Raw genomic sequence first — 22780 nt, forward strand, 5'->3', positions numbered from 1 at the left:
GCCCGTCGGCGTATCCACTCGGACAGGGACGTTCGAGAACGGGTGGGGCATGGCGACGGAGCGCGACAACATCGGGGCGAGAGTGCCGGAGGGGCACTGGACGGCAGACGGGATCTTCCGGCGCTGGCAGCGGTTCTTCGAACAGAAGCCGAGCCTCAAAGGGCTGACCCGGCTGGAGTTCACCGAGCACATCGCGTATCTGCTTTTCCTGAAGCTCGACCATGAGCGCGCCCAGCGGACGGGGATGTTCGCGAGCCCGCCGATCGCGCCTGCGGGCAGCTGGCCGAGCCTCGTGCTCGCCGGCGGTGAGAATCTGCACCGTGCCCTGACCGGGCTGATGGCCGAACTCGGCAAGCCGAACCCGCAAGATCCCCGCCGAGCCATCGCGAGTGTCCTCTTCCACGACTCTCGCCCCTGGCCGGCCGACAAGATGGCGGATCTCGGACGGCTGATCGTCGAGGAATTCGACCCGTACCGATGGTCGGACGTGCGCCGGGACGAGCTCGGTGCCGCTTTCTCCTTGTTGATAGCCGACTGCCGGGACGACATCCGGGCCAAGCGGGAGACGGGCCAGTTCCTCACCCCGCCCCACCTGCTCACCGTGATAGCCAGGGCGCTCGCCCTCACCCCTCGGGACCGGGTGGTCGACGCGGCCGTCGGGGTCGGCACCAGTCTCATCGCCGCCCACCGTGAGATGGCCGCGCACGGGGGCCGTGTGGACGCCGCCGCCATCGCCGGCGCCGACATCGATGTACAGATGTGCCGCCTCGCGACGATGAACGTGCTCCTCAACACCGGGCGTCAGTTCCACGACGTACCGCCGATACTGCGCGCGGACTCGCTCGACACGAAGGAACGCCTGGTGCGCCGGTACGAGCGGGACGTGGCCGCCACCGTCGCCATCTGCAACCCGCCGTTCAAGAGCAACGTTGAGGCGAACACCGAGCAGCGGGACGACTTCTGGGCGCAGAACGCCACGCTCCCGGCCAACTTCCTCCAACATCTGGCCATCACCCTGCCGCAGGGGGCCAGGGCGGCCGTCTTCGTCCCCGACGGTGTGCTGTTCCACGGCGGAGCGGCGGCCACCATCCGCAGGGCGCTCCTGAGGAACTGCGACGTGCACACCCTGCTGCGGCTGCCGACCGGCATGTTCCACGACACCGGTTCCAAGTCGAACGTGCTGTTCTTCACCAAGTCCGTCCTGCGCCCGAACGGCGATCCGGCCACCGACGAGCTGTGGGTGTACGACGCCCGCGACCTGCACCACACGGACACCGAGAACCCGCTCACGGAGGAGGACTTCGCGGAGTTCCTGGAGGCGTACCGGCCCGGAGACGAGGGGCTCGTGGGGCGCACGGAATCGGCGCGCTTCAAGCGGTACGACCGTGACGACGTGCGCGGGATACTGGACAGCCGCGCCGCCAGTCTCGATCTGAAGGCGTACTCCGCCGACGCGCCCGACGACTTTGGCAATCCGCGCGAGATCGCGCAGTCGATCGTGGACCATCTCGGCGACGCGCAGCGGAGCTTCCAGGTGGTACTGGACTCCCTCAGCTGACGCTCCCGCTCCCGCGCCCTCCTCGCCGCTCGTCGCCAGCCGGACAGGAACACCATGAACGCCACTCCTCAGCAGCCCGACATCCCCACCCAGGTCCGCCAGGTCGAGCGTGCCTTCGACGAGACGTACACCGGCCTCATCGACATCAGTGACTTCGGCAACCGTCCGCCGGAGCAGACCCAGCCCGCCTTCCGCTCCCGCGCTCTCGCCGCGCACGCCGTGCGCATCATGACGGGGTGGACCCCGGAGCAGGCGGCCGACTGCGTCATCGACGGAGGCCAGGACCAGGGCATCGACGCCATCGCCATAGACGAGACGGCCGCGCACATCTACCTCGTTCAGGCCAAGTGGAGCCCGACCGGAAAGGCCAAGGCGGACGAGGCCGCGGTGCACAAGCTCTTCGCGGGACTGACCCTCATCGACTCCGGAGAGGCTGCCCAGTTCAACCCCCGCGGTCAGATCCTCGCCAAGCGGGCACACGACCTCATCAGCGAGAAGACCACCGAGATCACCCAAGTGATCGTCCTCATGGGCACCGAGCCGCCCTCGCCGGGCGTATTGCAGGTCATCAAGAACGGCGAGGGGGAGTTCAACTCCCACGGCGACTACGTCGACCATCACTTTCTGCACGCTAAGGAGATCCACGCGCTGGTCCGGAAGGACCAGCAGAGCGAACCCGTCACGCTGGAGGCGAGGCTCCACCCCTGGTTCAGCGTGCCCTCGCCCTACCTTTCCTACGAGGGCGTCATGCAGGCCGAAGAGGTCGCGACCTGGGCCGAGCACGGCAACGAGCTGTTCGTCCGCAACATCCGCAACCCGCTGGGGCTCACCCCCATCAACAAGGAGCTGCTGGACACGCTCACCGGTGAGCCGTCCCACTTCTGGTACTTCAACAACGGAGTCACCGTGCTGTGCGACTCCTTGGAAGCGGTGCCCGGATCGCAGAAGTTCCCCGAGCGCCACCCCGTCCGCCTCACCGCCCACGGCGCCAGTGTCGTGAACGGCGCACAGACCGTACGTTCCGTCATCGACGCCGCCCAGCAGTCAGAGGAAGCCGGACTCGCCCAGGTCACCGTCCGGTTCATCGTTACCGGTGGCGACAGCGAGTTCGCCAACCGCACCACCCAGGCGACCAACCGCCAGAACCACATCACCGAGCGCGACCGCATCGCCCTCGACCCGGTCCAGGCGGTGCTCATCGACGAGTTCCGTGCCGAACTGGGCCTCGTGTACAGCGTGCGCCGTAGCGAACTCGAACCCCAGGACGACGAAGGCTGCTCCGTGGTGGAAGCCGCCTGCGCGCTCGCCTGCGCCCACAGCGGCAGCCGGTTCGCGGCCCGGCTCGTCGCATCCGGCTCTACCGACGTGCTGTGGGAACGAGGTGGCAGCGGTATCTACGACCCCCTCTTCCGCTCCGTGCCCAGCGTGTACGAGACCTGGAACGCCGTGAACGTCATGCGGGCGGTGCGCACGGCTCTGCGTACGGAACGCGAACAGTACGCCGGGCGCGCGGCCGCCGTCATCGACGACGGCACGTTCCTCATCACCCACCTGGTGTTCCGGCAACTCCTCGCCCAGGACGCCGGGATGGGCGAGCCGGACCAGTCGCTCACGTGGGCCGCCGAAGCGAAGGGGCAGGTGCCCGACCTGGTCAAGCGCGTCGTCCCGGCGCTCGTACAGGCCCTGGACGGTGTGGGAACCAGGTCGAGCCTCCAGCGAGTGTGTGCCGATCCGGCGCAGGCCGCCGACCTCGTGACCGCGGCCCTGGCAGCCCTGGAAGGCGGCGGGACCGAGGACGCCGCCGCGCAGTACCGGCGTGAGGAGAGCAAGCCGCGCAAGCGCCGTAGGCCCAACGCGGTGCACGTCATCGTCGACAGCGGCGCCCTGGATGAAGGCGCACCCCTGCGTCTGGCCCTGTACTTGCAGCCGGAGAAGGACGCCCTCGCCGCATGGCTCGAGGCGAACCCGCGCCGGGCACTCGCGAAGTGGACCAACAGCAACCGGGCACGTCCGATCGTCTGGGCCGCCGACGGCAACGCGTACTCGCCCAGCGGGCTCATCGCACGGATGTGGGAGCTGGCCGCATGGGAAGGCCGCCCCGTCTCAAACCAGGGCACGGCCCGCTGGGCCACCCAGGACGGAGAGACACTTGCCGGCCTCGCCCGGCGGCTCCTCGACGGCATGGAGGAGGAGAGGGACGACGAGTGACGGACGAGCAGCCCGGGTTTCGCGCCGTGACGCGAACCCCTCATTTGTGGTTACAGTGAATGTTATGTAGGCACAATCGAGGGGTTTGCCATGAGCACCATCTCCGTACGCGAGTTCTCGTACAACCCCAGCGCCGTCTTCGCTCGCGTCGAGAAGGGTGAGGCGATCGAGGTCACCCGGCACGGCAACGTGATCGCGATACTGTCACCGGCCGGCGGCCCCATGGAGCGGTACGCGCACTTGGTGGCGCAAGGGAAGATCAAGCTGAAGCCGGTCACCGCAGCCGACCGGCACGGCATGCCGCACTACGAGGTACCGGAGGACGTCGACCCCGTGGCGCTGCTCCTGGCCGAGCGCGAGGCGGACGACCGTTGATCTACATGGATACCTCGGCGCTGGTCACCTGGATGACCCGCCGTAACCACTGGAGCGAGCTGGACGCCTTCCTTCAGAAGCGAGTCACACAGCCGCTCGCCACCAGCACGCTCGGTTTCGTGGAGACCGTACGGACGCTGGACCTCATGGGGCACTTTCCCAAGGCGATGGAGGATCTGGACGCCCGGATCACCGAGATCCTCCTCACCCGAGAGGTGCGCGACGCTGCGGCTCTACTGGTCGGGCGCCTGAGAACGCTGGACGCGATCCATGTGGCCAGCGCACTGTCGTTGCGTGACGACGTGACCGCAGTGGTGACGTACGACCGCAGGATGCTCGAGGCAGCGCACGCCGAGGGGCTGCCCGTGTACGCCCCCGGAATGGCGGACCGACCTGGCGGCCGACTGTAGAAACCCGACAGTGAGTCCCGTACGCCACTGTCGGTGCCCGATTGTCCGCGGGCGTGTCCGGACCGATAGGTTTTCGAGGAAGCCGCCTGTCATCGCCGCCTGTCGTCAAGGCGCCCGGGCGGGTATCAGACCGCTATCGAAAGGGTGATCCGTTGAGCCGCTCGGTTCTCGTCACCGGAGGCAACCGGGGCATCGGCCTCGCCATCGCCCGTGCTTTCGCCGATGCCGGCGACAAGGTCGCCATCACGTACCGCTCGGGTGAGCCGCCGGCCGGCTTCCTCGCCGTCAAGTGCGACATCACCGACGCCGAGCAGGTGGAGCAGGCCTACAAGGAGATCGAGGAGGCCCACGGCCCCGTCGAGGTCCTGATCGCCAACGCCGGCGTCACCAAGGACCAGCTCCTGATGCGCATGTCCGAGGACGACTTCACGTCCGTCCTCGACACCAACCTCACCGGCACCTTCCGTGTGGTCAAGCGCGCCAACCGCGGCATGCTGCGGGCCAAGAAGGGCCGCGTCGTCCTGATCTCGTCGGTCGTCGGGCTGCTCGGCTCCGCGGGGCAGGCCAACTACGCCGCCTCCAAGGCCGGCCTCGTCGGCTTCGCACGCTCCCTCGCCCGGGAGCTGGGCTCGCGGAACATCACCTTCAACGTCGTCGCGCCCGGCTTCGTCGACACCGACATGACCAAGGTGCTCACCGACGAGCAGCGCGCCGGCATCGTGTCGCAGGTGCCGCTCGGCCGGTACGCGCAGCCGGAGGAGATCGCCGCGACGGTGCGGTTCCTCGCCTCGGACGACGCCTCGTACATCACTGGAGCCGTCATCCCTGTTGACGGCGGACTGGGAATGGGTCACTGATCACCATGAGCGGAATCCTCGAGGGCAAGCGCGTCCTGATCACGGGTGTGCTGACGGAGTCCTCCATCGCCTTCCACGCCGCCAAGCTGGCGCAGGAGCAGGGCGCCGAGATCATCCTCACCGCCTTCCCGCGGCCCACGCTGACCGAGCGCATCGCCAAGAAGCTTCCCAAGCCCACCAAGGTCATCGAGCTCGACGTGACCAACGACGAGCACCTCGGGCGCCTGGCCGACATCGTCGGCGAGGAGCTCGGCGGCCTCGACGGCGTCGTCCACTCCATCGGCTTCGCCCCGCAGGACGCCCTCGGCGGCAACTTCCTCAACACGCCGTTCGAGTCGGTCGCCACGGCCATGCACGTCTCGGCGTACTCCCTGAAGTCGCTGACCATGGCCTGCCTGCCGCTGATGCAGAACGGCGGCTCGGTCGTCGGCCTCACCTTCGACGCGCAGTTCGCCTGGCCGCAGTACGACTGGATGGGCCCGGCCAAGGCGGCTCTGGAGGCCACCAGCCGCTACATGGCCCGTGACCTGGGCAAGCAGAACATCCGCTGCAACCTGGTCTCGGCCGGCCCGCTCGGCTCGATGGCAGCCAAGTCCATCCCGGGCTTCGGCGAGCTGGCCTCCGTGTGGGACTCCCGCTCCCCGCTGGAGTGGGACCTGAAGGACCCCGAGCCGGCCGGGCGCGGCATCGTCGCCCTGCTGAGCGACTGGTTCCCGAAGACCACGGGCGAGATCATCCACGTGGACGGCGGTCTGCACGCCATCGGAGCCTGATCTCCCCGTACGGAGCCTGATCTCCCGTACGTCGTCGGCGCCCCGTTTCCCGCAGCGCGCGGGGAGCGGGGCGTCACCCGTTCGGCTCATCCGGTCGGGCGGGCAAGGCACACAACTGGGCACCCTGGAGTACGCGTTCACCACGCGATCCCCTCCCCAGTACGGCCGAGGAGGTCCCCTTGTGCGCTTGTCCCGCCGAACGGCCTCACTGTCCCTCGCCGTCGCTCTCGTGATGACCCTGGCGTACGAGGCGGTGCCCCACGCGCGCGTGCCCGCCGACGAGCAGGAGTCGGCGGAGCCGTTCGGCGCCGAGTGCCGGACCCGCGTCACCGGCTCCCGGGTGACCGCGTACTGCCACAACCCCTACCCGGAGGCCGACCGCGTGAGCCTGCACGTCGAGTGCGCCCGCTGGTGGGACATCGACACCGACAGCTCCCCGGTGGAGGCCGGGCCCGCACAGACCGTGCGGCTGACGGGACGCTGCTGGAAGGAAGTCGGCGAGGTGTGGATCAGTCACCGGCGGGCGAGCTGATCCCGCCCAGGCGGCACAGGAACGGATAGCGGGCGGCCTCCGCCGCCGCCTGTGCCGCGTCGCCCGCGCGGATCGCGTCGAGCAGCCGCCCGTGGTCCATGTACGTCTCCGGCGTCAGCTCCTCGCCGACGTCCTCGCGCAGCCAGTCCCGCAGCACCTCGCCCAGGTCCGCGTACATGGCGGTCATCACGTCGTTGTGGGAGGCGGACACCACGGCCAGGTGGAAGGTCGCGTCCGCGGTCACGAACGCCTCCGCGTCACCCGACTCCCAGGCCTCCTCACGCCGCAGCAGCAGCGCGTCGAGCTGCTTGAGGTCCTTCTCCGTACGTCGCTGAGCGGCCAGCCTGGCGGCGGACGACTCCAGCGTGGAGCGCAGCTCGGCGATGTGCCGGGGATCGGCACCGGCGAACCGCCGCTGCATCACCCCCGCCAGCTCACTCGTCGCCACGACATACGTGCCGGAGCCCTGGCGGATGTCCAGCAGGCCGTTGTGCGACAGGGCACGGACGGCCTCGCGGACCGTGTTGCGGGCGACACCCAGCTGCTCGACCAGTTCGGGCTCGGTCGGGATGCGCGAGCCGACCGGCCACTCGCCGGAGGTGATCTGGGACCGAAGGGCGGCGATGACCTGCTCGGAGAGCGCCGAACGTCGGGGATGGCTCAGGGGCATGGCACACCTTCGCACGACCGGGGCGCCGCAGGGCAGCCGGGGAGGATACGGACTGGACAGTCAATCATCCTATGATTCTATGATGGGCCCCATGGCTAGCGAGGAAACCCGGACGATGAGGCCCCCGACCGTACGCAGCTCGGCCGCGCACGAGGCCCGGGAACCGGGCGGTTCGTCCACGCGCGCGTGGACGACGCGGTTGCTCGTCCTCGGCATCGTGCTGTCCGCGCTGAACCTCCGCCCCGCCATCACCAGCCTCGGCGCCCTCCTGGAGGAGGTCCGCGACGGGCTCGGCATGAGCGGCAGCGTGGCCGGACTGCTCACCTCCGTCCCGCCGCTGTGCTTCGCCGTCTTCGGCGTCATGGCCCCGCGGCTCGCCCGCCGCTTCGGAGCCGGCGCCGTGGTGTGCGCCGGCATGGCCGCCATCGCCGCCGGCCTGGCGATCCGGCCGTACGCCGGCGGCACGGCCGGCTTCCTGGCCGCCACCGCCCTCGCCCTCATGGGCATCGCGGTCAGCAACGTCCTGATGCCGGTCATCGTCAAGCACTGGTTCCCCGACCGCGTCGGCTCCATGACCGGCCTGTACTCCATGGCGCTCGCCCTGGGCACCGCCCTCGCCGCGGCGGTCACGGTGCCCCTGACCGACGCCCTGGGCGGCAGCTGGCAGTCGGGCCTGGCCCTGTGGGCGGCGCTGGCCGTGGCGGCGGTCCTGCCGTGGCTGCCGTTCGTACGGGGGCGTGCGACGGGCACGGCGGCGTCCGGGCCGGGGGGACGGGCCGGAGTCGCGGCCGGGGCGGGGGAGCGGAGCGGGGGCACGGATCCCGCGCTGGGGGAGCGGGCCGGAGTCGCGGCCGGGCCCGGGAAACGGGCCGTGGGCCCGGAGGCCGACGGCGACCGGTCGGCGCGGGACCGGCAGACGCCGGGCTCGGCTCCCACCGGATCCGCCCCCGGGGAGGCTCCGCGGCTGCGGATCACGCGGAGCCGTACCGCCTGGGCCCTGGCCGTCTTCTTCGGGCTCCAGGCCACCGCCGCCTACATCACCATGGGCTGGATGGCGCAGATCTTCCGGGACGCCGGTGTGCCCGCCGGCACCGCGGGGCTGCTGCTCGCGGTCACCATGGTGATGGGCGTGCCCCTGGCCTTCGTCATACCGCGCCTGGCCACGCGGCTGCCGCAGCAGGGCCCGATCGTGCTCGCCCTGGGCGTCTGCGGCCTCGCCGGCTACGCCGGGCTGTACCTCGCACCGGCCGCCGGCGCCTGGGCCTGGGCCGTGCTGCTCGGCATCGCCAACTGCGCCTTCCCGCTCGCCCTGACCATGGTCGGCATGCGGGCCAGGACCGGCCCGGGCGTGGCCCAGCTGTCGGCGTTCGCACAGAGCACCGGCTACCTGATCTCCATCCCGGGTCCGCTCCTGGTGGGCGTCCTCTACCAGCACAGCGGCGGCTGGGGCCTGCCGATCGCGCTGATGAGCGCCCTGATGATCCCGCAGATGGCGGTCGGATTCCTGGCGGGCCGGGACCGCACGGTGGAGGACGAGGCGGCCCGCTGACCCCCGCCCCGGGGGCTTGGGGTCCCCCCCCCCCCGGGCGTCAGGCGCCCGGGGCGGGTGCGAGACTTGCCCCATGCCAGTGCTCGACCCGAATCCCCAGCACGGTCAGAAGAAGATGCTGCTCGTGTTCGGCGCCTTCTTCGCGATCTTCATCATCATCGCCGTCATCGCGACCATCGCCTCGCCATGACCGGCCCTCGCCCGGCCCATGGTGGGGTTAGCCCCCCTGTCCCCTAGGGGGCGAGGGTCAGGGTCAAGTGGGTGGATCACCGGATGGGTTGGCGGCCGCTGATTCCGTAACTTCGAGATGTGACCGCGAGGACGCGGGCCACGGACCATTCGAAGAGCGGAGGCACCCATGCCGGCTCCTACGCGCACCCGGCTCCACCCTGCGACCCGGGCCGGTGCAGACAGCCGGCTGCCCTGGTGGGCCCTCTCCCTGCCCACGCTCGCCTTCGTCGCGCTGCTCGTGCTGATCCTGAACCCGTCCGACGCCCAGGCGGCCACCGGTGATCCCGTGATCACACACCTCTTCGAGCGGGTCCAGCAGCTGATAGCCCGCTGAGGCACGGCCGAAGCCGGTGGTCAACTCCCTGCGCCCCATGGCCTGTTTCGTGCGAAGCTGGATCTTATGAGCGTCGCAGAATCCCGCAGGATTGTCCTCTTCCGCCATGCGAAAGCCGACTGGCCACAGGTGAGCGATCACGAGCGTCCGCTCGCTGACCGGGGCCGAAAAGAAGCGGCGGAGGCCGGGCGCAGGCTGGCCGACACCGGCATCCCCTTCGACCTGGCCCTGTGCTCCACCGCGGTCCGGACCCGGGAGACCTGGAAGCTCGCCGTCCAGGAGTTCCCGCAGCGGCCGAAAACCGTCTACGAGGAGCGGATCTACGAGGCCTCGCCGGGCGAACTGATCGCCGTGCTCAACGAGACCCCCGACGACGCGCAGAACATCCTCGTGATCGGCCACAACCCGGCCGTCCAGGGCCTCGCCGACATCCTGGCGGGCACGGCCGAGGGCGACGCCCGCGACCGGATGAGCCGCCGCGGCTTCCCGGCCGCCGCCTTCGCCATCCTGTCCTTCACCGGCTCGTGGAAGAGCCTGGAGCCGGGCGTGGCCACGCTGCTGGACTACTGGGCGCCGACCGAGTGACCGACTCCCCGTGACCGGAGCCCGGCACCGGTGCGGTGCCGGGCTCTCCTGGCTGGCTCAGGCCGTGTCGCAGCTTCAGGCCGTGTCGAGGGTGTCCGCCGCCTCGACCTCTTCGCGCGTGATGCCCAGCAGGTACAGCACGGTGTCCAGGAAGGGGAAGTTCACCGCGGTGTGCGCGGCCTGGCGCACCACCGGCTTGGCGTTGAAGGCGACGCCCAGACCGGCCGCGTTCAGCATGTCCAGGTCGTTGGCGCCGTCACCGATCGCCACGGTCTGCGACAGCGGCACGCCCGCCTCGGCGGCGAACCGGCGCAGCAGCCGGGCCTTGCCGGCCCGGTCGACGATCTCGCCCGTGACCTTGCCCGTCAGCTTCCCCTCGACGATCTCCAGCGTGTTGGCCTGGGCGAAGTCCAGCCCGAGCCGTTCCTTGAGATCGTCGGTGACCTGGGTGAAACCGCCGGAGACGACGCCGACTTGGTAGCCGAGCCGCTTCAGCGTACGGATCAGGGTGCGGGCGCCCGGCGTCAGCCGCACCTCGCTGCGCACCTTGTCCACGACCGAGGCGTCGAGCCCCTCCAGCAGCGCCACGCGCGCGTGCAGGGACTGCTCGAAGTCCAGCTCACCGCGCATCGCGGCCGCCGTCACCTCGGCGACCTGGTCCTCGCAGCCGGCGTGCGCGGCGAACAGCTCGATGACCTCGTCCTGGATGAGCGTCGAGTCGACGTCCATGACGACCAGGCGCTGCGCGCGCCGGTACAGGCCGGCGGCGACGACCGCCACGTCGATGCCGAGCTTCGCCGCGTCGGGCGCCAGGGCGGTGCGCAGCGGCTCGGTCTCCACACCGGACACGGCGAACTCGACGGCGGTCACGGGATACTTGGCGAGCCGGAAGATACGGTCGATGTTGCCGCCGGTCTTCGTGATCCGCGCGGCGACCGCAGCCGTCGCCTCGGCGGTGAGCGGGTGCCCGAGCACGGTGACCAGGGAGCGGCCCAGCCCGCGCGGCCGGTTGTCGCCGAGGCCGGAGATGATCTCCGCCTGCATCTTCATCGACTCGGCCCAGCTGTGGACGGTCGCCCGCAGATCGCCCTCGAGCCCCTGGGGTGGCTCGGTCACGAGCGCGCACAGCACCATTCGGCCACGGGTGACGACCTGCTCGATGTCGACGACGTCGACGCAGTAGGCGGCGAGTGTGTCGAAGAGGCCGGCCGTGATGCCCGGGCTGTCCTTGCCGAAGATCTTGACAAGGAGGGTGGGGACGTCGGAGGACGAGGTCTGCGAAGCGCTCATGGTGGTTCCACCGTATCCGGCAGGCAGGTCGTACCGCCCGTGAGGTCCGTCTGGCGGACGGCGAACAGTAGGTGTCGCGCGGGTGGCGCGAACCTTGCGTCCCTCGGGGATCGCGTCCCTGCCCCCGCGGGGGGCTTACTTCCCGCCAGGCGGTTTCCGCGGCGGCGGGGGAGGAGGTGGCGGGGGAGGCGGCCCGTCGTCCGGCCGGGCCGGCGGCCGGGTCCCGCCCTTCGGGCCGGGCGGCTGCCGGGGGCCACGCGGCGGCGGCCCGACCGGCCGCGCCACCGTGGGCGCGCCGTACACGTCACCGTCCCGGTGCGCAGCCGGGTCACTGCCCGAGCGGACTTCGTGCGGTGGCCTGGGCTCGCCGGGGCGTGGGGCCTCGCCCGGCGGCCGCCGACTCTCCCCTCGTTGCCGATCCTCACCGGCCTGCCGGCCGCGCTCCAGCGGTCCATCGGACGGCCCTGCCTCTCCGACAGGTCGCGCGTCCTGCGGTTCTCGCAGCTCGTCCGGCATCCGGAGGTACGGATTGGTGGCCGGGTTCGGCGGCCGGTACGGCACTCCGGCCGTGTACGGCCCGCCTTCCTCCCCGTACGACGCCCTGGACCGCCCGGCACCGGCGTCGTATCCGGCCTGGCCCGTACCGACGGCCTGGCCCGTACCGACCCCCTGCCCGTACCCAGTCCACCCAGCCTCCGACCGGCTCCCCGCTCCACCAGTCCCAGCCGCACCAGACCCAGCCACACCGCCCCCCGCCACCCCATCCCCCCGAGCCAACGCCGTCGCCGACTGCCCCGCCGCCCCGCTCGCCCACGCGAGCAACGCCCCCACCGCCCCGGCCCCCGCACCCCACACAGCACCCAGCAGCAGAGCCATGCCGAGGTGCCCGTGCAGTTCGATGCCCGCGCCGAACGCGTCGAAGCCGAGTACGGACAGGGAGGCGGTCACGGACACGTCCGTCAGCCAGACGAGCAGCGGCAGGGCGAGCGCGGTCGCGACCCCCAGCGGCAGCGCACACCGCCCCGCGAAACCGAGGGCACCCGAACCCCGTAGGGCCCCAGGACCAGGCACCCCTGACACGCCGCCCACCGGCGTCCGGACCGCCGTCAACACACCCGCCAGCAACATCACCAACGCCGCCGCCACGCCCAGCAGCCACACCCGCCCGTCCAGCTCGGCCAGTCGCCCCAGCGTCACCGGCTGGTCGGAGCGGACCGCGAGCAGGTCGTCCAGGGGGTCAGGCAGGAGGCGGGTCAGTTCGCCCGTCGCCCGGCCGTCCCACGGCACGAGCAGGCCGATCGGGACGCCCAGCCACACCCCGTTCGGCGCCCCGAGCAGCGCCGCGCCGGCGATGCGCCGGGGATGGTCGTCACCGGTCGCCGCGTACGCCGCCGCCGCGAGCCCCGCCGCCACCGCCACCAGCAGCACGGTCACCACCGCGGAAACGGCGGGCCGCACGACCCGGTGCACGGCCTCCCAGCCCCGCGGCAGCGGCGTGCGGCGCGAGGCCAGCAGGGCGGTGAGGAGGACCCCGGCCGACCAGCCGAGCCCGCCGAGCAGCGTGGGCGCGGTGTCGACCGTGAAGCCGACCGCCGCCTGCGCGTCGACCAGGTCGCCGATGCGGTCCGGCAGCAGCCCGCCGATGTCCCCGACGTCTCCGAGCCCGGGGATCTCCACGCCGCCGCCCCCGCCGCCCCCGGTCAGGTCGTCGAGGCCGAGCGCGCCGCCGTCGATCGTGATGACGTCGTGCCCCGCCCAGGCCAGCCCGCCCAGCATCGCGAGGAACAGCGCGACCACCGCGCCCGCACGCGCGAGGAGTTCGGCCGGTGATATCACAACTCCCGCCGCCCGCAAGGACCGTAGGAAGAAGTACGACAGCAGCACCGCCCCGACCAGGCTCACCCCCAGTGGCGTGATCTCGATGGCCGTGTCCGCCTCCGCGCCCGTCAGACCGAACGCCGACACATCACCGGACGGCGTGATCGAACCACCCGCCCCAAGTGCCACCACGGCCGCGGTCATCGGCCCCAACGAGCCCGCCGCGTCCGCTTCCAGCAGCCGCAAACCCAGCGCCGCCGTACCCGCCATCCCGATCAACGCCCAGCTCACGGCGGCGACGGCGGACATCAGCACGTCCCCCCACGGCACATGCGCGCCGTCCCTCGCCGTCTCGACACCTGTACCGGCACCCATGGCAGACCCCCCGATCCGCTACGCGGCGGGAACACCGCGCATGCCCCCCTCGCGTCGAAATACCACTCTCCGGCCCGTTTTCAACCCCGTCAACGTAATCCGCTGATGCGTCCGTACGCGGTCTTCACAAGGCCCGACTTTCAGTCAGGCGGCCGCTCCTGAAATAGTTCCACCCGATGTTCGACATCCCTAGACTCCCCATGTCGGGGGATAACTCGGGGGACAACTCAGTGGGGCATGGAGTGCCGGAACTCGTACTGGAATCAAACGGACGTACCTGGACGCTCGATCCGTCCAGGGCATACACCCTCGGACGTGATCCGCAGGGGGACGTCGTCTTCGACGACGCCAGGGTCTCCTGGCGTCACGCCACGGTCAGCTTCAACGGCCGCAGTTGGGTCATCGAGGACCACGGCAGCACCAACGGCACGTTCGTGCAGGGGCAGCGCATCCATCAGATGGAGCTCGGCCCGGGATCGGCGGTGCATCTGGGCAACGCGACCGACGGGCCGCGCCTGAACCTCTCCGGCGCCGCCGCCTCCGTCGCCACGCCGCAGGCCCAGCCCCAGCAGCAGCCGTACGCCGCGCAGGGCGCGAACCCCGGCTGGGCCCAGCAGGCACCCGCCCAGCAGGCGCCGCACCAGCAGGCGCCCCACCAGCAGCCGCAGGCCCAGGCCGGCTGGCAGCAGCCGCAGCAGCCCGCGGCGCACATCCCGCAGCAGGGCCCCGGCGGCGCCGCGGGGGCGCCGCCGGTCTACGGCGACCGCAGCCCGACCACGTTCCACCAGTTCTCCCTCGGCCGCGTGATGCGCATCGGCCGTGCCCTGGAGAACGAACTGGTCGTCTCCGACCTCCAGGTCTCCCGGCACCACGCCGAGTTCCACTCGACGCCCGACGGCCGCATGGAGATCCGCGACCTGGGCTCGCACAACGGCACGTACGTCAACGGCCAGCAGATCCCCAAGGGTGGCACGCAGCTGCTCGGCCCGACCGACGTCGTCGGCGTCGGCCACTCGACGTTCCGGATCGTCGGCGACCGGCTGGAGGAGTTCGTCGACACCGGTGAGGTGTCCTTCTCCGCCCGCCACCTGACCGTCACGGTCGACGGCGGCAAGCAGATCCTCAAGGACGTCTCCTTCGGCGTCCCCGAGAAGTCGCTGATCGCGGTCATCGGCCCGTCCGGTTCCGGCAAGTCCACGCTGCTGAAGGCGCTCACGGGGTACCGGCCCGCCGACCAGGGCGAAGTCCTCTACGACAACCGGAACCTCTACAAGCAGTTCGCCGAGCTGCGCCAGCGCATCGGTCTGGTCCCGCAGGACGACATCCTGCACAAGGAACTGACCGTCAAGAAGGCCCTGAAGTACGCGGCCAAGCTCCGCTTCCCGGCCGACACCACGGCCGCCGAGCGCGACGCCCGTATCGACGAGGTGCTGCGCGAGCTGAAGCTGGACATCCACAAGGAGAAGAAGGTCACCTCCCTCTCCGGCGGCCAGCGCAAGCGCGTCTCCGTGGCCCTGGAGCTGCTCACCAAGCCGTCGCTGATCTTCCTGGACGAGCCGACCTCCGGCCTCGACCCGGGCATGGACCGCGACGTCATGCAGCTGCTGCGCGGCCTGGCGGACGACGGCCGTACGGTCCTCGTCGTCACCCACTCCGTGGCGGAGCTGGCGCTGTGCGACAAGCTGCTGGTGATGGCGCCCGGCGGCGCGGTGGCGTACTTCGGCCCGCCGGAGGAGGCACTGAACTTCTTCGGCTACGACACCTGGGCCGATGTCTTCTCCGCCTTCGAGAACTACCGCGACTACGACTGGGCGGGCCGCTGGAAGGGCTCGCAGCACTACCAGATGTACGCAGCGGACATCGACGCGGTGGCGCCGCAGTCCGTACAGGTTGCGCCGATGCAGGCGATGAAGCCGCCGAAGCCGCAGGGCTGGATGTCCCAGTTCGTCACGCTGGTGCGGCGCTACGTCTCGGTGATCGTGTCCGACAGGGGCTTCCTGGCCCTGATGGTGATCCTGCCGGCCGTGCTCGGCGCGGTGAGCCTGCTCATCGACGCGGACCGGGGCCTGCTGCCCAACCCGCCCAACCCGCAGACCGGCCGCATCATCCCGAACGGCACGGCCACCACGGTCCTGCTGATCCTCGCGGTCGGCGCCTGCTTCGCGGGCGCGGCGAACTCGGTCCGCGAGCTGATCAAGGAACGGGTCATCTACGAGCGGGAGCGCGCGACCGGCCTGTCGCGCTCCGCGTATCTGATGTCGAAGGTGTTCGTGCTCGGCATGATCACCGTGCTGCAGGGCCTGCTGGTCGGCGTCATCGGCTTCTCCAGCCGGGAGATCCCCGAGGAAGGCCTGGTCTTCGGCAGCGCCACGCTGCTGGAGCTGTCCGTGCCGATCATGGCGCTTGGCTTCACCTCGATGATGTTCGGCCTGATCATCTCGTCGCTGGTGAAGACCGCCGAGAAGACCATGCCGCTGCTGGTGATGTTCGCGATCATCCAGGTCGTCTTCACGGGCTGCCTGTTCACGCTGCACGGCTCGATCGGCGTCAACCAGTTCTCGTTCCTGATGCCGTCGCGCTGGGCGGTCGCCGCCTCCGGTGCCACGCTGGACTTCAACAAGATCAGCCCGCCCGAGACGGCCGGCGACACCGACCCGCTGTGGGAGCACACGGCCGGGGCCTGGGCCATGGACATGGGCGCGCTCCTCGCCCTCGGCGTGATCTGCGGCTTCTTCGTGGCCCGCTTCCTGCGCCGCCACGAGCCCGAGGTCATGCGCAAGTAGTCGTGCGCGAGTAGTCACGCTTCACGACGCCCGAAGGGCGGCACTCCGTGAGGAGAGTGCCGCCCTTCGGCGTTCGGTCCAGCGAGCAGAGGTCCGCGCCGGCCTCAGTACGCGCCGAAGACGTTGTCCATGGAGCCGTACTTGTCGGCCGCGTAGTTGCATGCGGCGGTGATGTTGGCGACCGGGTTGTAGATGTCCCAGGAGGTGCCGGGGACGTGGTAGGCCTTGAAGGTCGGCGGGATGACCTGGAGCAGGCCCTTCGACGGGACGCCGTTGATGGCGTTGATGTCCCAGTTGTTGATCGCCTTCGGGTTACCCGAGGACTCCCGGATGATGTTGCGCTTGATGCCGTCGTAGGAGCCGGGGATGCCGTGCTTCTTCATGACGTCGAGCGACTCGCGGATCCAGCCGTCGAGGTTGTTCGGGTAGGTCTTCGCGGCGGCCTTCTTGACCTCGGCGCGCTTGGCGTCCCGGCTCGCGGCCTCCTTGGCCTTGCGCGCGGCCTCGGCCTTCTTCTTCGCCGCCTCGGCGGCGGCCTTCTTCTTGGCGGCGGCAGCGGCGTCGGCCTTCTTCTTCGCCGCGATCTGCTCCGCCTTCACCGTGGCACTGGCCATCTGGTCGGTGACGCTGGCCTTGACGTCCTTGATCTGCTCGGTGCTGAACGCCACCGCAACCGGCTGAGCGGCCTCGGTCGTGGTCTTGGTCGACGCACCGCTCGGCACCGCGGAGAGACCGATGGCGGCGGCGCCGAGGGTGGCGACACCCGCCATGGCGATCTTGTGGTGACGGGTCAGGGTACGACTACGGCCACGGCTGAAGATGTTCTTGGGCATGGTGGTGTGGACCTCTTCGAATAGCGCGGGGAGTCGCTCGGCGTCCGGCGTTGGACGGGTGTGTTTCCGACACGAACGCCGCGGGGAGAACCCACGGCGCTGAGCGACGTCAGCAATTCTTAGCGGCCGCAAAATGGCGTGGCAAAGGTGTGACGTACGATGCCCGATAGTGGATCAGGGAGGGGCAAATCGGTGCAGATTGGACTGTATGCGCCGCTCAAAAGGTGGGGCTTTGTCTCCTACGTCCTTTCGTACGTGACGTGCGTCCTATGCGCGGGCTCACACCGGGCGGCATGCGTTCTCACCACACGTTGCACAAGCGATGCTCTGTGTGAGGGGCCTTTCACGGCAGGACGAGGTGCACGTCCCCGAACTCGTGCCACAGGTAGCGGCCCTTGAGCGCAGCCCCGTAGCCACGCTCGATCGCCTGCCGCCCCGCGACCGCCTCCAGCATCAGCAGATGCGAGGCCTCCGGCTCGTGCAGCCCGGTCAGCAGCCCGTCCACCACCCGCACCCCGCGCTCCGGTGTGACGACGAGATCCGTCCACCCCGCACGCCCGTGTACGACCCCGTCGGCGCCCACCGCCGACTCCACGGCCCGCACCGCCGTCGTCCCGACCGCCACGACCCGGCCTCCACCGGCCTTCGCGGCGTTGATCAGCCGCGCCGACGCCTCGGGCACCACGAAGCGCTCCGGACACGGCGGCTCATGTGCCTCCGCCGACGCCACGCCCGTGTGCAGCGTGACCGGCGCGAACTGCACCCCGCGGCGCACCAGCTCCGTCACCAGCCGCGCCGTGAAGGGCCGCGCCGCACTCGGCATCTCCGCACTGCCCGCCCCGTCCGGAGACGGCACCGCGAACACCGTCTGGTAGACGGACAGCGGCTGGTCCCGCTCCGTGTAGGCGTAGCGAATGGGCCGCCCGTGCTCCCGCAACAGCCCCAGCACCCCCGGCCCGGCCACCCGGGCCCACCACAGCCGCTCGCTCCGCCCACTCAGCGGCTGCTCCAGAACCAGCCGTACACCCCCGGGCAGGCACACCTCCGTACCCACGGGCCCTCCCGCACGCGCGCGCGTGGTGCCCCGTCCGTCCGGCTCCCGCAGCGCCACCGCCCAGCGGCCGTCGTCGCCGCGCGTGGAGAGATGCACCACCACGCGCGCGTGCCCGATCCACCCGTCCACGGCCGCCGCCGGCGTGGCCGAGGTGTTGACCACGAGCAGGTCCCCGGCCCGCAGCAGCCGCGGCAGCTCCGTGAACGTGTGATGCGCCACCTCGACACCCCGGGACACCAGCATCCGCACGGCGTCCCGGTCCAGCCCGGGCCCGCGCTGCTCGACCGGCACCCGGGCCGACAACTCCGCCGGTACCCGCACGGCCGGCGTCATCGGACCCCGTCCCCCAGAGCCCGAGCCCTGTACCGGCCGCTCGTCCAGCAGCCGCAGGAACCCCGGCACCACAGTCGCCGGCTCCGGCCGCGGATCGGGATCGTCCGGTACGGCCGCCGCGTACAGGTCCGTGGCCATGTCCCCGGGATCCACCGCCCAGACCCGCAGCCCCGGCTCCTCCACGGCGAGCACCGCCACCAGATGGTCAAGCGCCGCCTTGGACGCCCCGTAGCCGCCCCAGGTCTCGTACGCCTCGGCGGCCGCGTCCGAACTGACCGCCACGACGCTGCCCGCCCGCGAGGCCCGTAGCAGCGGCAGCGCCTCCTGGACCAGGCCCAGCCCCGCCACCAGGTTCACCTCCAGCACCCGCCGCAGCCCCTCCAGGGGCAGCTCCTCCAGCCGCACCAGCGGCTCGGCGCCCAGCGCGCTCGCGTTGTGCACCAGCAGGTCGACGCCGCCGAGCCGCCAAGCCGCCGACACCAGTGCCGCACGGTGCGCGGCGTCCGTGACGTCCCCGGGCAGGGCGGTCACGCGCGTGCCGTGCGCGGAGACGGCCTCTGCCGCTTCCGTCAGGGCCTCGGCGCCCCTGGCGTCGAGCACCAGGTCCCAGCCCCGCCCGGCCAGGGCCCGCGCGAGCGCCCGGCCCAGGCCCTTCGAGGCCCCCGTGATGATCGCAACAGGCATGATCCGCTCCCTCGTCGTGATCGTGCACTCAACGTAGGAACGGGACCACCCCGATCGCCTCGGGCGCGGGCCGCAGATCACCGGGGCCCTTCGCCTTACGCACCGGCCCGGCCCCCCGGGTCCTACGCCCCGCCGGCCGATCCCATCCGCCCCGCGACCTAGGTCCACCGGACCGGGCGTCCACCGCCACCGGTCCGAGCCGCGCTGTCACAGCCCGCCGGTACCGTGAGGACATGAGCCACGGTCCACGGTCCGGCCTCGCCGCGGTGAGCTCCGCGTTGCTGGCCATGAGCAGGCATCTCGAGGTGCGCGACGTCCTCAAGACGATCGTCGCCTCGGCCCGCGAGCTGCTCGACGCGCAGTACGCCGCGCTCGGCGTCCCCGACGACCACGGCGGCTTCGCCCAGTTCGTCGTCGACGGCGTCAGCGAGGAGCAGTGGAAGGCCATCGGCCCGCTCCCGCGTCAGCACGGCATCCTCGCCTCGATGCTGCACGAGGCCAGGACCGAGCGCCTCGCCGACGTCCGCAAGGACCCCCGCTTCGAGGGCTGGCCGAGCGCCCACCCCGACCTGGTCGACTTCCTGGGCCTGCCCATCCGCGACGGCGACGAGGTCATCGGCGCCCTGTTCCTGGCGAACAAGCTGCGTCCTGTGGGGGAACACCCCCCGTGCCCGAAACCCGAAGGCGGTTGCGGCTTCACGGCGGACGACGAGGAACTGCTCGGCATCCTCGCCCAGCACGCGGCGATCGCCCTCACCAACGCCCGCCTGTACGAGCGCAGCCGCGAACTCACCATCGCCGAGGAGCGCTCCCGCCTCGCCCACGAACTGCACGACGCGGTCAGCCAGAAGCTCTTCTCCCTCCGCCTGACCGCCCAGGCCGCGGCCCGCCTGGTGGACCGGGACCCCTCCCGCGCCAAGGGCGAACTCCAGCAGGTGGCGGCCCTCGCCGCCGAGGCCGCCGACGAACTGCGCGCCGCCGTCGTCGAGTTGCGCCCCGCAGCTCTCGACGAGGACGGCCTCGTGGCCACCCTCCGGACGCAGGTCCAGGTCCTCGACCGTGCCCACTCCGCCCGCGTCACCTTCGCCGGCCGCGGTGTGAAGGCCCTGCCCGCCTCCCAGGAGGAGGCCGTCCTGCGCGTCGCCCAGGAGGCCCTGCACAACGCCCTGCGCCACTCCGGCGCCGACCACGTGGACGTGACCCTGGGCCGCCGCGGCAGCGGAGCCGTCCTGAGGGTCACGGACGACGGCAGCGGCTTCGACCCGAGAGCCGTCCGCCACGCGGGGCGCCATCTGGGCCTGGTCTCGATGCGGGACCGGGCGAGCGGGGCCGGCGGCACGCTGACCGTGGAATCGGCGCCCGGCAAGGGCACCACGATCGAGATGGAGGTCCCCGGTGGCTGACGCAATCAAGGTGCTGCTCGTCGACGACCACCAGGTCGTCCGCCGGGGCCTGCGCACCTTCCTCGAGGTACAGGACGACATCGAGGTCGTGGGCGAGGCGGCGGACGGCGCCGAGGGAGTCGACCGCGCGGAGGAGCTGCGGCCCGACGTCATCCTCATGGACGTCAAGATGCCGGGCATGGACGGCGTCGACGCCCTGCGCAGACTCCGCGAACTGGACAACCCGGCACGCGTGCTGATCGTCACCAGCTTCACCGAGCAGCGCACGGTGGTTCCGGCCCTGCGCGCGGGCGCCGCCGGCTATGTCTACAAGGACGTCGACCCCGACGCCCTCGCCGGAGCCATCCGCTCCGTCCACGCCGGGCACATCCTCCTCCAGCCGGAGGTGGCCGACGCCCTGCTGTCCCAGGAGGAGGCCAACTCGGGCCCCGGTCGGGCCGGTTCGCTCACGGAGCGGGAGCGCGAGGTGCTCGGCCTGATAGCGGACGGCCGCTCCAACCGGGAGATCGCCCGCGCCCTCGTCCTCTCCGAGAAGACCGTCAAGACCCACGTCTCGAACATCCTGATGAAACTCGACCTGTCCGACCGAACGCAGGCCGCCCTGTGGGCCGTTCGCCATGGCGTGACCGGCTGACAGGCTCAGCCCGCGGCAACACGGAAGGTTCCGTTCCGAGCTGAGATTCATACTGTCGTGGGAATGTCCCCCATATGGCGCATCCTCAGTGGATCTCCGCCGTTCTCCAGTGCGTGCTGCGGCGCCTGCCGCGGCAATCGCAAGGAGGGCTCAGAAGTGAAGTACCTGAAGAAGGCCGCTGCCGTGACGATGGTGACGGGTGGCCTGCTGGCCGCGGGCGCGGGCATCGCCTCCGCCACCAGCGCGCACGCCGACGGCCAGGCCGTGGGCTCCCCGGGCGTCGGCTCGGGCAACGTCGTCCAGGCCCCGGTGCACGTCCCGGTCAACGTGTCCGGCAACAGCGTGAACGTCGTGGGCGTCATGAACCCCGCCTTCGACAACCACGCCGTCAACCACTGACACCCCACCTCCGTCTCCGAGCCGGAGGTAACCCCGGCCTCCCAGGTCTTCCTGGGAGGCCGGTCAGTCGTATATGCGCTCGCTTGCCGCTCAGCCTGCGGGCACCCCGTTCCGCCGGACTGCGCAACGCCCCGCCCTCAGCCCCAACGCAGGGCATCAGCGCGACGGACTGTCACCGCACCCCCCGCTCCCGCTCCTCCACAACGGAGTTGTACGCCGCGACCTGCGCCCGCCGAGCCGTCCGCTCCACCGGCCGCAACGCCTCCCGTCGCGCAGAGATCTCGGACGAACTCACCGCACCGCCGTGCCCACTCTCCGTCGCCACGGCGATGAGCGTCCCCACCCGCTGCGCCAACTCCAGCACCCGCACGGCCCGCGGCGGATACCCGGGCGCCAACACCTTCCGCCCCCGCTCGGCCCGCGCCCGGTACGCGTCGACCGCAGCCTCCGCCACCGGCCCCGCCCCGGCCACATCCAGCCGCGTCAGCACCTCGGTCGCGTCCCTGAGCGCCTCGGCCAGTTCCCGCTCCGCCTCACCCAGTGACGGCACATCCGCCGGCGGCGCCTCCCGCACGGGCAGCACATGCCACACCACCTCGTCGTGCACACCCTCGGGCCCGGCCTCGTACACGTCCGGCACCAACCCGAAGGCGGCCCCGTAACAGACCACCGCCTCCTCGGCCTCCAGCGCCCGCGCGTTGAACTCCGGCGGCCCGCTCAGCCCCAGCGGATGCCCCGGCGCGGGCAGCGCCACCCGCAGCCCGGTCACCCCGAGCGTCCGCAGCCGCCCCAGTGCGAGCGTCAGCCCGACCTGGCCCGACTCACCCGGCAGCCCCTCCACCCGATGCACCGCGTCCTCGCCGACGATGGCGAGTACGGCGTCATCCGGTGAGACAAGTCCGGCCAAAAGGGCATTTCCCCATGCAGCGAGACGTCCAGCGCGTGGTTCCGTGAGCATGTCCCCACCCTAGGACCCTCCAAGGACCGGACCGAGGGAATGTCCGGGCCGACCGGTGGCGTAGATTTCATGGAGGGCTGCGCCCACCGGCGCGGCGGACCGAGCCACAGGCGTACGCGACAGCCGAGACCGGC

At 71.1% G+C, this 22780-nt stretch carries 21 protein-coding genes; 15 read left to right on the forward strand and 6 right to left on the reverse strand.

Annotation, left to right across the window (positions count from 1 at the left end):
- Positions 1-49: 49 nt before the first annotated feature.
- The 7 genes from ACIBNA_RS13100 (at position 50) to ACIBNA_RS13130 (ending at position 6713) form a co-directional block, all read left to right on the forward strand.
- On the forward strand, positions 50-1558 hold the full coding sequence (locus ACIBNA_RS13100; protein ID WP_399165282.1) for an N-6 DNA methylase: 1509 nt from the start codon (positions 50-52) through the stop codon (positions 1556-1558).
- 54 nt (positions 1559-1612) lie between these two features.
- Positions 1613-3766, forward strand: a complete 2154-nt coding sequence (locus ACIBNA_RS13105) for an AIPR family protein (RefSeq protein WP_399165283.1) — start codon at positions 1613-1615, stop codon at positions 3764-3766.
- Positions 3767-3856: 90 nt separating this feature from the next.
- A complete protein-coding gene (locus tag ACIBNA_RS13110; protein WP_399165284.1) occupies positions 3857-4141 on the forward strand; it encodes a type II toxin-antitoxin system Phd/YefM family antitoxin in 285 nt (94 codons plus the stop codon).
- A 5-nt stretch (positions 4142-4146) separates the two neighbouring features.
- On the forward strand, positions 4147-4551 hold the full coding sequence (locus tag ACIBNA_RS13115) for a type II toxin-antitoxin system VapC family toxin (protein ID WP_399165285.1): 405 nt from the start codon (positions 4147-4149) through the stop codon (positions 4549-4551).
- A 152-nt stretch (positions 4552-4703) separates the two neighbouring features.
- Positions 4704-5408 carry a 3-oxoacyl-[acyl-carrier-protein] reductase gene (gene fabG / locus ACIBNA_RS13120; protein WP_399165286.1) on the forward strand — a complete coding sequence of 235 codons (705 nt, stop codon included), beginning with the start codon at positions 4704-4706 and terminating at the stop codon, positions 5406-5408.
- 5 nt (positions 5409-5413) lie between these two features.
- Positions 5414-6181, forward strand: coding sequence for an enoyl-ACP reductase FabI (gene fabI, locus ACIBNA_RS13125; RefSeq protein ID WP_193480827.1), 768 nt, complete (start codon positions 5414-5416; stop codon positions 6179-6181).
- Between the two features lie 181 nt (positions 6182-6362).
- Positions 6363-6713, forward strand: a complete 351-nt coding sequence (locus ACIBNA_RS13130; protein ID WP_399165287.1) for a hypothetical protein — start codon at positions 6363-6365, stop codon at positions 6711-6713.
- Here the strand turns inward: ACIBNA_RS13130 and ACIBNA_RS13135 are convergent.
- Positions 6691-7383 carry a FadR/GntR family transcriptional regulator gene (locus ACIBNA_RS13135; RefSeq protein ID WP_399165288.1) on the reverse strand — a complete coding sequence of 231 codons (693 nt, stop codon included), beginning with the start codon at positions 7381-7383 and terminating at the stop codon, positions 6691-6693. The two genes, ACIBNA_RS13130 and ACIBNA_RS13135, sit on opposite strands and share 23 nt — an antisense overlap.
- A gap of 91 nt (positions 7384-7474) precedes the next feature.
- On the opposite strand from ACIBNA_RS13135, the gene ACIBNA_RS13140 reads away from it, so the two are divergent.
- From ACIBNA_RS13140 to ACIBNA_RS13155, 4 genes are all read left to right on the forward strand, one after another.
- Positions 7475-8932 (forward strand): MFS transporter, encoded by a 1458-nt coding sequence (locus ACIBNA_RS13140; RefSeq protein ID WP_399165289.1) that lies wholly within the window; start codon positions 7475-7477, stop codon positions 8930-8932.
- A 73-nt stretch (positions 8933-9005) separates the two neighbouring features.
- Positions 9006-9122, forward strand: coding sequence for an SGM_5486 family transporter-associated protein (locus tag ACIBNA_RS13145; protein ID WP_099054755.1), 117 nt, complete (start codon positions 9006-9008; stop codon positions 9120-9122).
- A gap of 168 nt (positions 9123-9290) precedes the next feature.
- The gene (locus ACIBNA_RS13150) at positions 9291-9497 is read left to right on the forward strand and encodes a hypothetical protein (protein WP_399165290.1); all 207 of its coding nucleotides are present in this window, start codon (positions 9291-9293) and stop codon (positions 9495-9497) included.
- Positions 9498-9563: 66 nt separating this feature from the next.
- Positions 9564-10082 carry a SixA phosphatase family protein gene (locus ACIBNA_RS13155; protein WP_399165291.1) on the forward strand — a complete coding sequence of 173 codons (519 nt, stop codon included), beginning with the start codon at positions 9564-9566 and terminating at the stop codon, positions 10080-10082.
- A gap of 75 nt (positions 10083-10157) precedes the next feature.
- Here ACIBNA_RS13155 and serB read toward each other — a convergent pair whose 3' ends face one another.
- Complete coding sequence (serB, locus tag ACIBNA_RS13160) at positions 10158-11372, reverse strand: phosphoserine phosphatase SerB (protein WP_399165292.1); 1215 nt, start codon at positions 11370-11372, stop codon at positions 10158-10160.
- Positions 11373-11507: 135 nt separating this feature from the next.
- A complete protein-coding gene (locus ACIBNA_RS13165; RefSeq protein ID WP_399165293.1) occupies positions 11508-13565 on the reverse strand; it encodes a streptophobe family protein in 2058 nt (685 codons plus the stop codon).
- A gap of 242 nt (positions 13566-13807) precedes the next feature.
- Between ACIBNA_RS13165 and ACIBNA_RS13170 the strand changes: the two genes are divergently transcribed.
- Complete coding sequence (locus tag ACIBNA_RS13170) at positions 13808-16348, forward strand: FHA domain-containing protein (RefSeq protein ID WP_399165294.1); 2541 nt, start codon at positions 13808-13810, stop codon at positions 16346-16348.
- Positions 16349-16452: 104 nt separating this feature from the next.
- Here ACIBNA_RS13170 and ACIBNA_RS13175 read toward each other — a convergent pair whose 3' ends face one another.
- Both ACIBNA_RS13175 and ACIBNA_RS13180 read right to left on the reverse strand, forming a co-directional pair.
- Positions 16453-17181 carry a transglycosylase SLT domain-containing protein gene (locus tag ACIBNA_RS13175; protein WP_399165295.1) on the reverse strand — a complete coding sequence of 243 codons (729 nt, stop codon included), beginning with the start codon at positions 17179-17181 and terminating at the stop codon, positions 16453-16455.
- 343 nt (positions 17182-17524) lie between these two features.
- Entirely contained in the window at positions 17525-19252 is a 1728-nt protein-coding gene (locus tag ACIBNA_RS13180; RefSeq protein ID WP_399165296.1) for an SDR family NAD(P)-dependent oxidoreductase, read from the reverse strand.
- Positions 19253-19485: 233 nt separating this feature from the next.
- Between ACIBNA_RS13180 and ACIBNA_RS13185 the strand changes: the two genes are divergently transcribed.
- From ACIBNA_RS13185 to ACIBNA_RS13195, 3 genes are all read left to right on the forward strand, one after another.
- Entirely contained in the window at positions 19486-20655 is a 1170-nt protein-coding gene (locus ACIBNA_RS13185; protein ID WP_399165297.1) for a GAF domain-containing sensor histidine kinase, read from the forward strand.
- The gene (locus ACIBNA_RS13190; RefSeq protein WP_274815310.1) at positions 20648-21289 is read left to right on the forward strand and encodes a response regulator transcription factor; all 642 of its coding nucleotides are present in this window, start codon (positions 20648-20650) and stop codon (positions 21287-21289) included. Before ACIBNA_RS13185 ends, ACIBNA_RS13190 begins: the two co-directional genes overlap by 8 nt.
- Positions 21290-21445: 156 nt before the next feature.
- Complete coding sequence (locus tag ACIBNA_RS13195) at positions 21446-21688, forward strand: chaplin (RefSeq protein ID WP_399165298.1); 243 nt, start codon at positions 21446-21448, stop codon at positions 21686-21688.
- Between the two features lie 172 nt (positions 21689-21860).
- Here the strand turns inward: ACIBNA_RS13195 and ACIBNA_RS13200 are convergent, their stop codons facing one another.
- Positions 21861-22646 (reverse strand): hypothetical protein, encoded by a 786-nt coding sequence (locus tag ACIBNA_RS13200; RefSeq protein ID WP_399165299.1) that lies wholly within the window; start codon positions 22644-22646, stop codon positions 21861-21863.
- Positions 22647-22780: the final 134 nt, after the last annotated feature.

Source organism: Streptomyces sp. NPDC050164 (assembly GCF_044459945.1).
Lineage (GTDB): Bacteria > Actinomycetota > Actinomycetes > Streptomycetales > Streptomycetaceae > Streptomyces > Streptomyces coeruleorubidus_A.

Bases quoted from the DNA above. Each gene is read 5' to 3' on its own strand.
- ACIBNA_RS13100 (WP_399165282.1), top strand. From the start codon at position 50: ATGGCGACGGAGCGCGACAACATCGGGGCGAGAGTGCCGGAGGGGCAC.
- ACIBNA_RS13105 (WP_399165283.1), top strand. From the start codon at position 1,613: ATGAACGCCACTCCTCAGCAGCCCGACATCCCCACCCAGGTCCGCCAG.
- ACIBNA_RS13110 (WP_399165284.1), top strand. From the start codon at position 3,857: ATGAGCACCATCTCCGTACGCGAGTTCTCGTACAACCCCAGCGCCGTC.
- ACIBNA_RS13115 (WP_399165285.1), top strand. From the start codon at position 4,147: ATGGATACCTCGGCGCTGGTCACCTGGATGACCCGCCGTAACCACTGG.
- fabI (WP_193480827.1), top strand. From the start codon at position 5,414: ATGAGCGGAATCCTCGAGGGCAAGCGCGTCCTGATCACGGGTGTGCTG.
- ACIBNA_RS13135 (WP_399165288.1), bottom strand. From the start codon at position 7,383: ATGCCCCTGAGCCATCCCCGACGTTCGGCGCTCTCCGAGCAGGTCATC.
- ACIBNA_RS13140 (WP_399165289.1), top strand. From the start codon at position 7,475: ATGGCTAGCGAGGAAACCCGGACGATGAGGCCCCCGACCGTACGCAGC.
- ACIBNA_RS13145 (WP_099054755.1), top strand. From the start codon at position 9,006: ATGCCAGTGCTCGACCCGAATCCCCAGCACGGTCAGAAGAAGATGCTG.
- ACIBNA_RS13150 (WP_399165290.1), top strand. From the start codon at position 9,291: ATGCCGGCTCCTACGCGCACCCGGCTCCACCCTGCGACCCGGGCCGGT.
- ACIBNA_RS13155 (WP_399165291.1), top strand. From the start codon at position 9,564: ATGAGCGTCGCAGAATCCCGCAGGATTGTCCTCTTCCGCCATGCGAAA.
- serB (WP_399165292.1), bottom strand. From the start codon at position 11,372: ATGAGCGCTTCGCAGACCTCGTCCTCCGACGTCCCCACCCTCCTTGTC.
- ACIBNA_RS13165 (WP_399165293.1), bottom strand. From the start codon at position 13,565: ATGGGTGCCGGTACAGGTGTCGAGACGGCGAGGGACGGCGCGCATGTG.
- ACIBNA_RS13175 (WP_399165295.1), bottom strand. From the start codon at position 17,181: ATGCCCAAGAACATCTTCAGCCGTGGCCGTAGTCGTACCCTGACCCGT.
- ACIBNA_RS13180 (WP_399165296.1), bottom strand. From the start codon at position 19,252: ATGCCTGTTGCGATCATCACGGGGGCCTCGAAGGGCCTGGGCCGGGCG.
- ACIBNA_RS13185 (WP_399165297.1), top strand. From the start codon at position 19,486: ATGAGCCACGGTCCACGGTCCGGCCTCGCCGCGGTGAGCTCCGCGTTG.
- ACIBNA_RS13200 (WP_399165299.1), bottom strand. From the start codon at position 22,646: ATGCTCACGGAACCACGCGCTGGACGTCTCGCTGCATGGGGAAATGCC.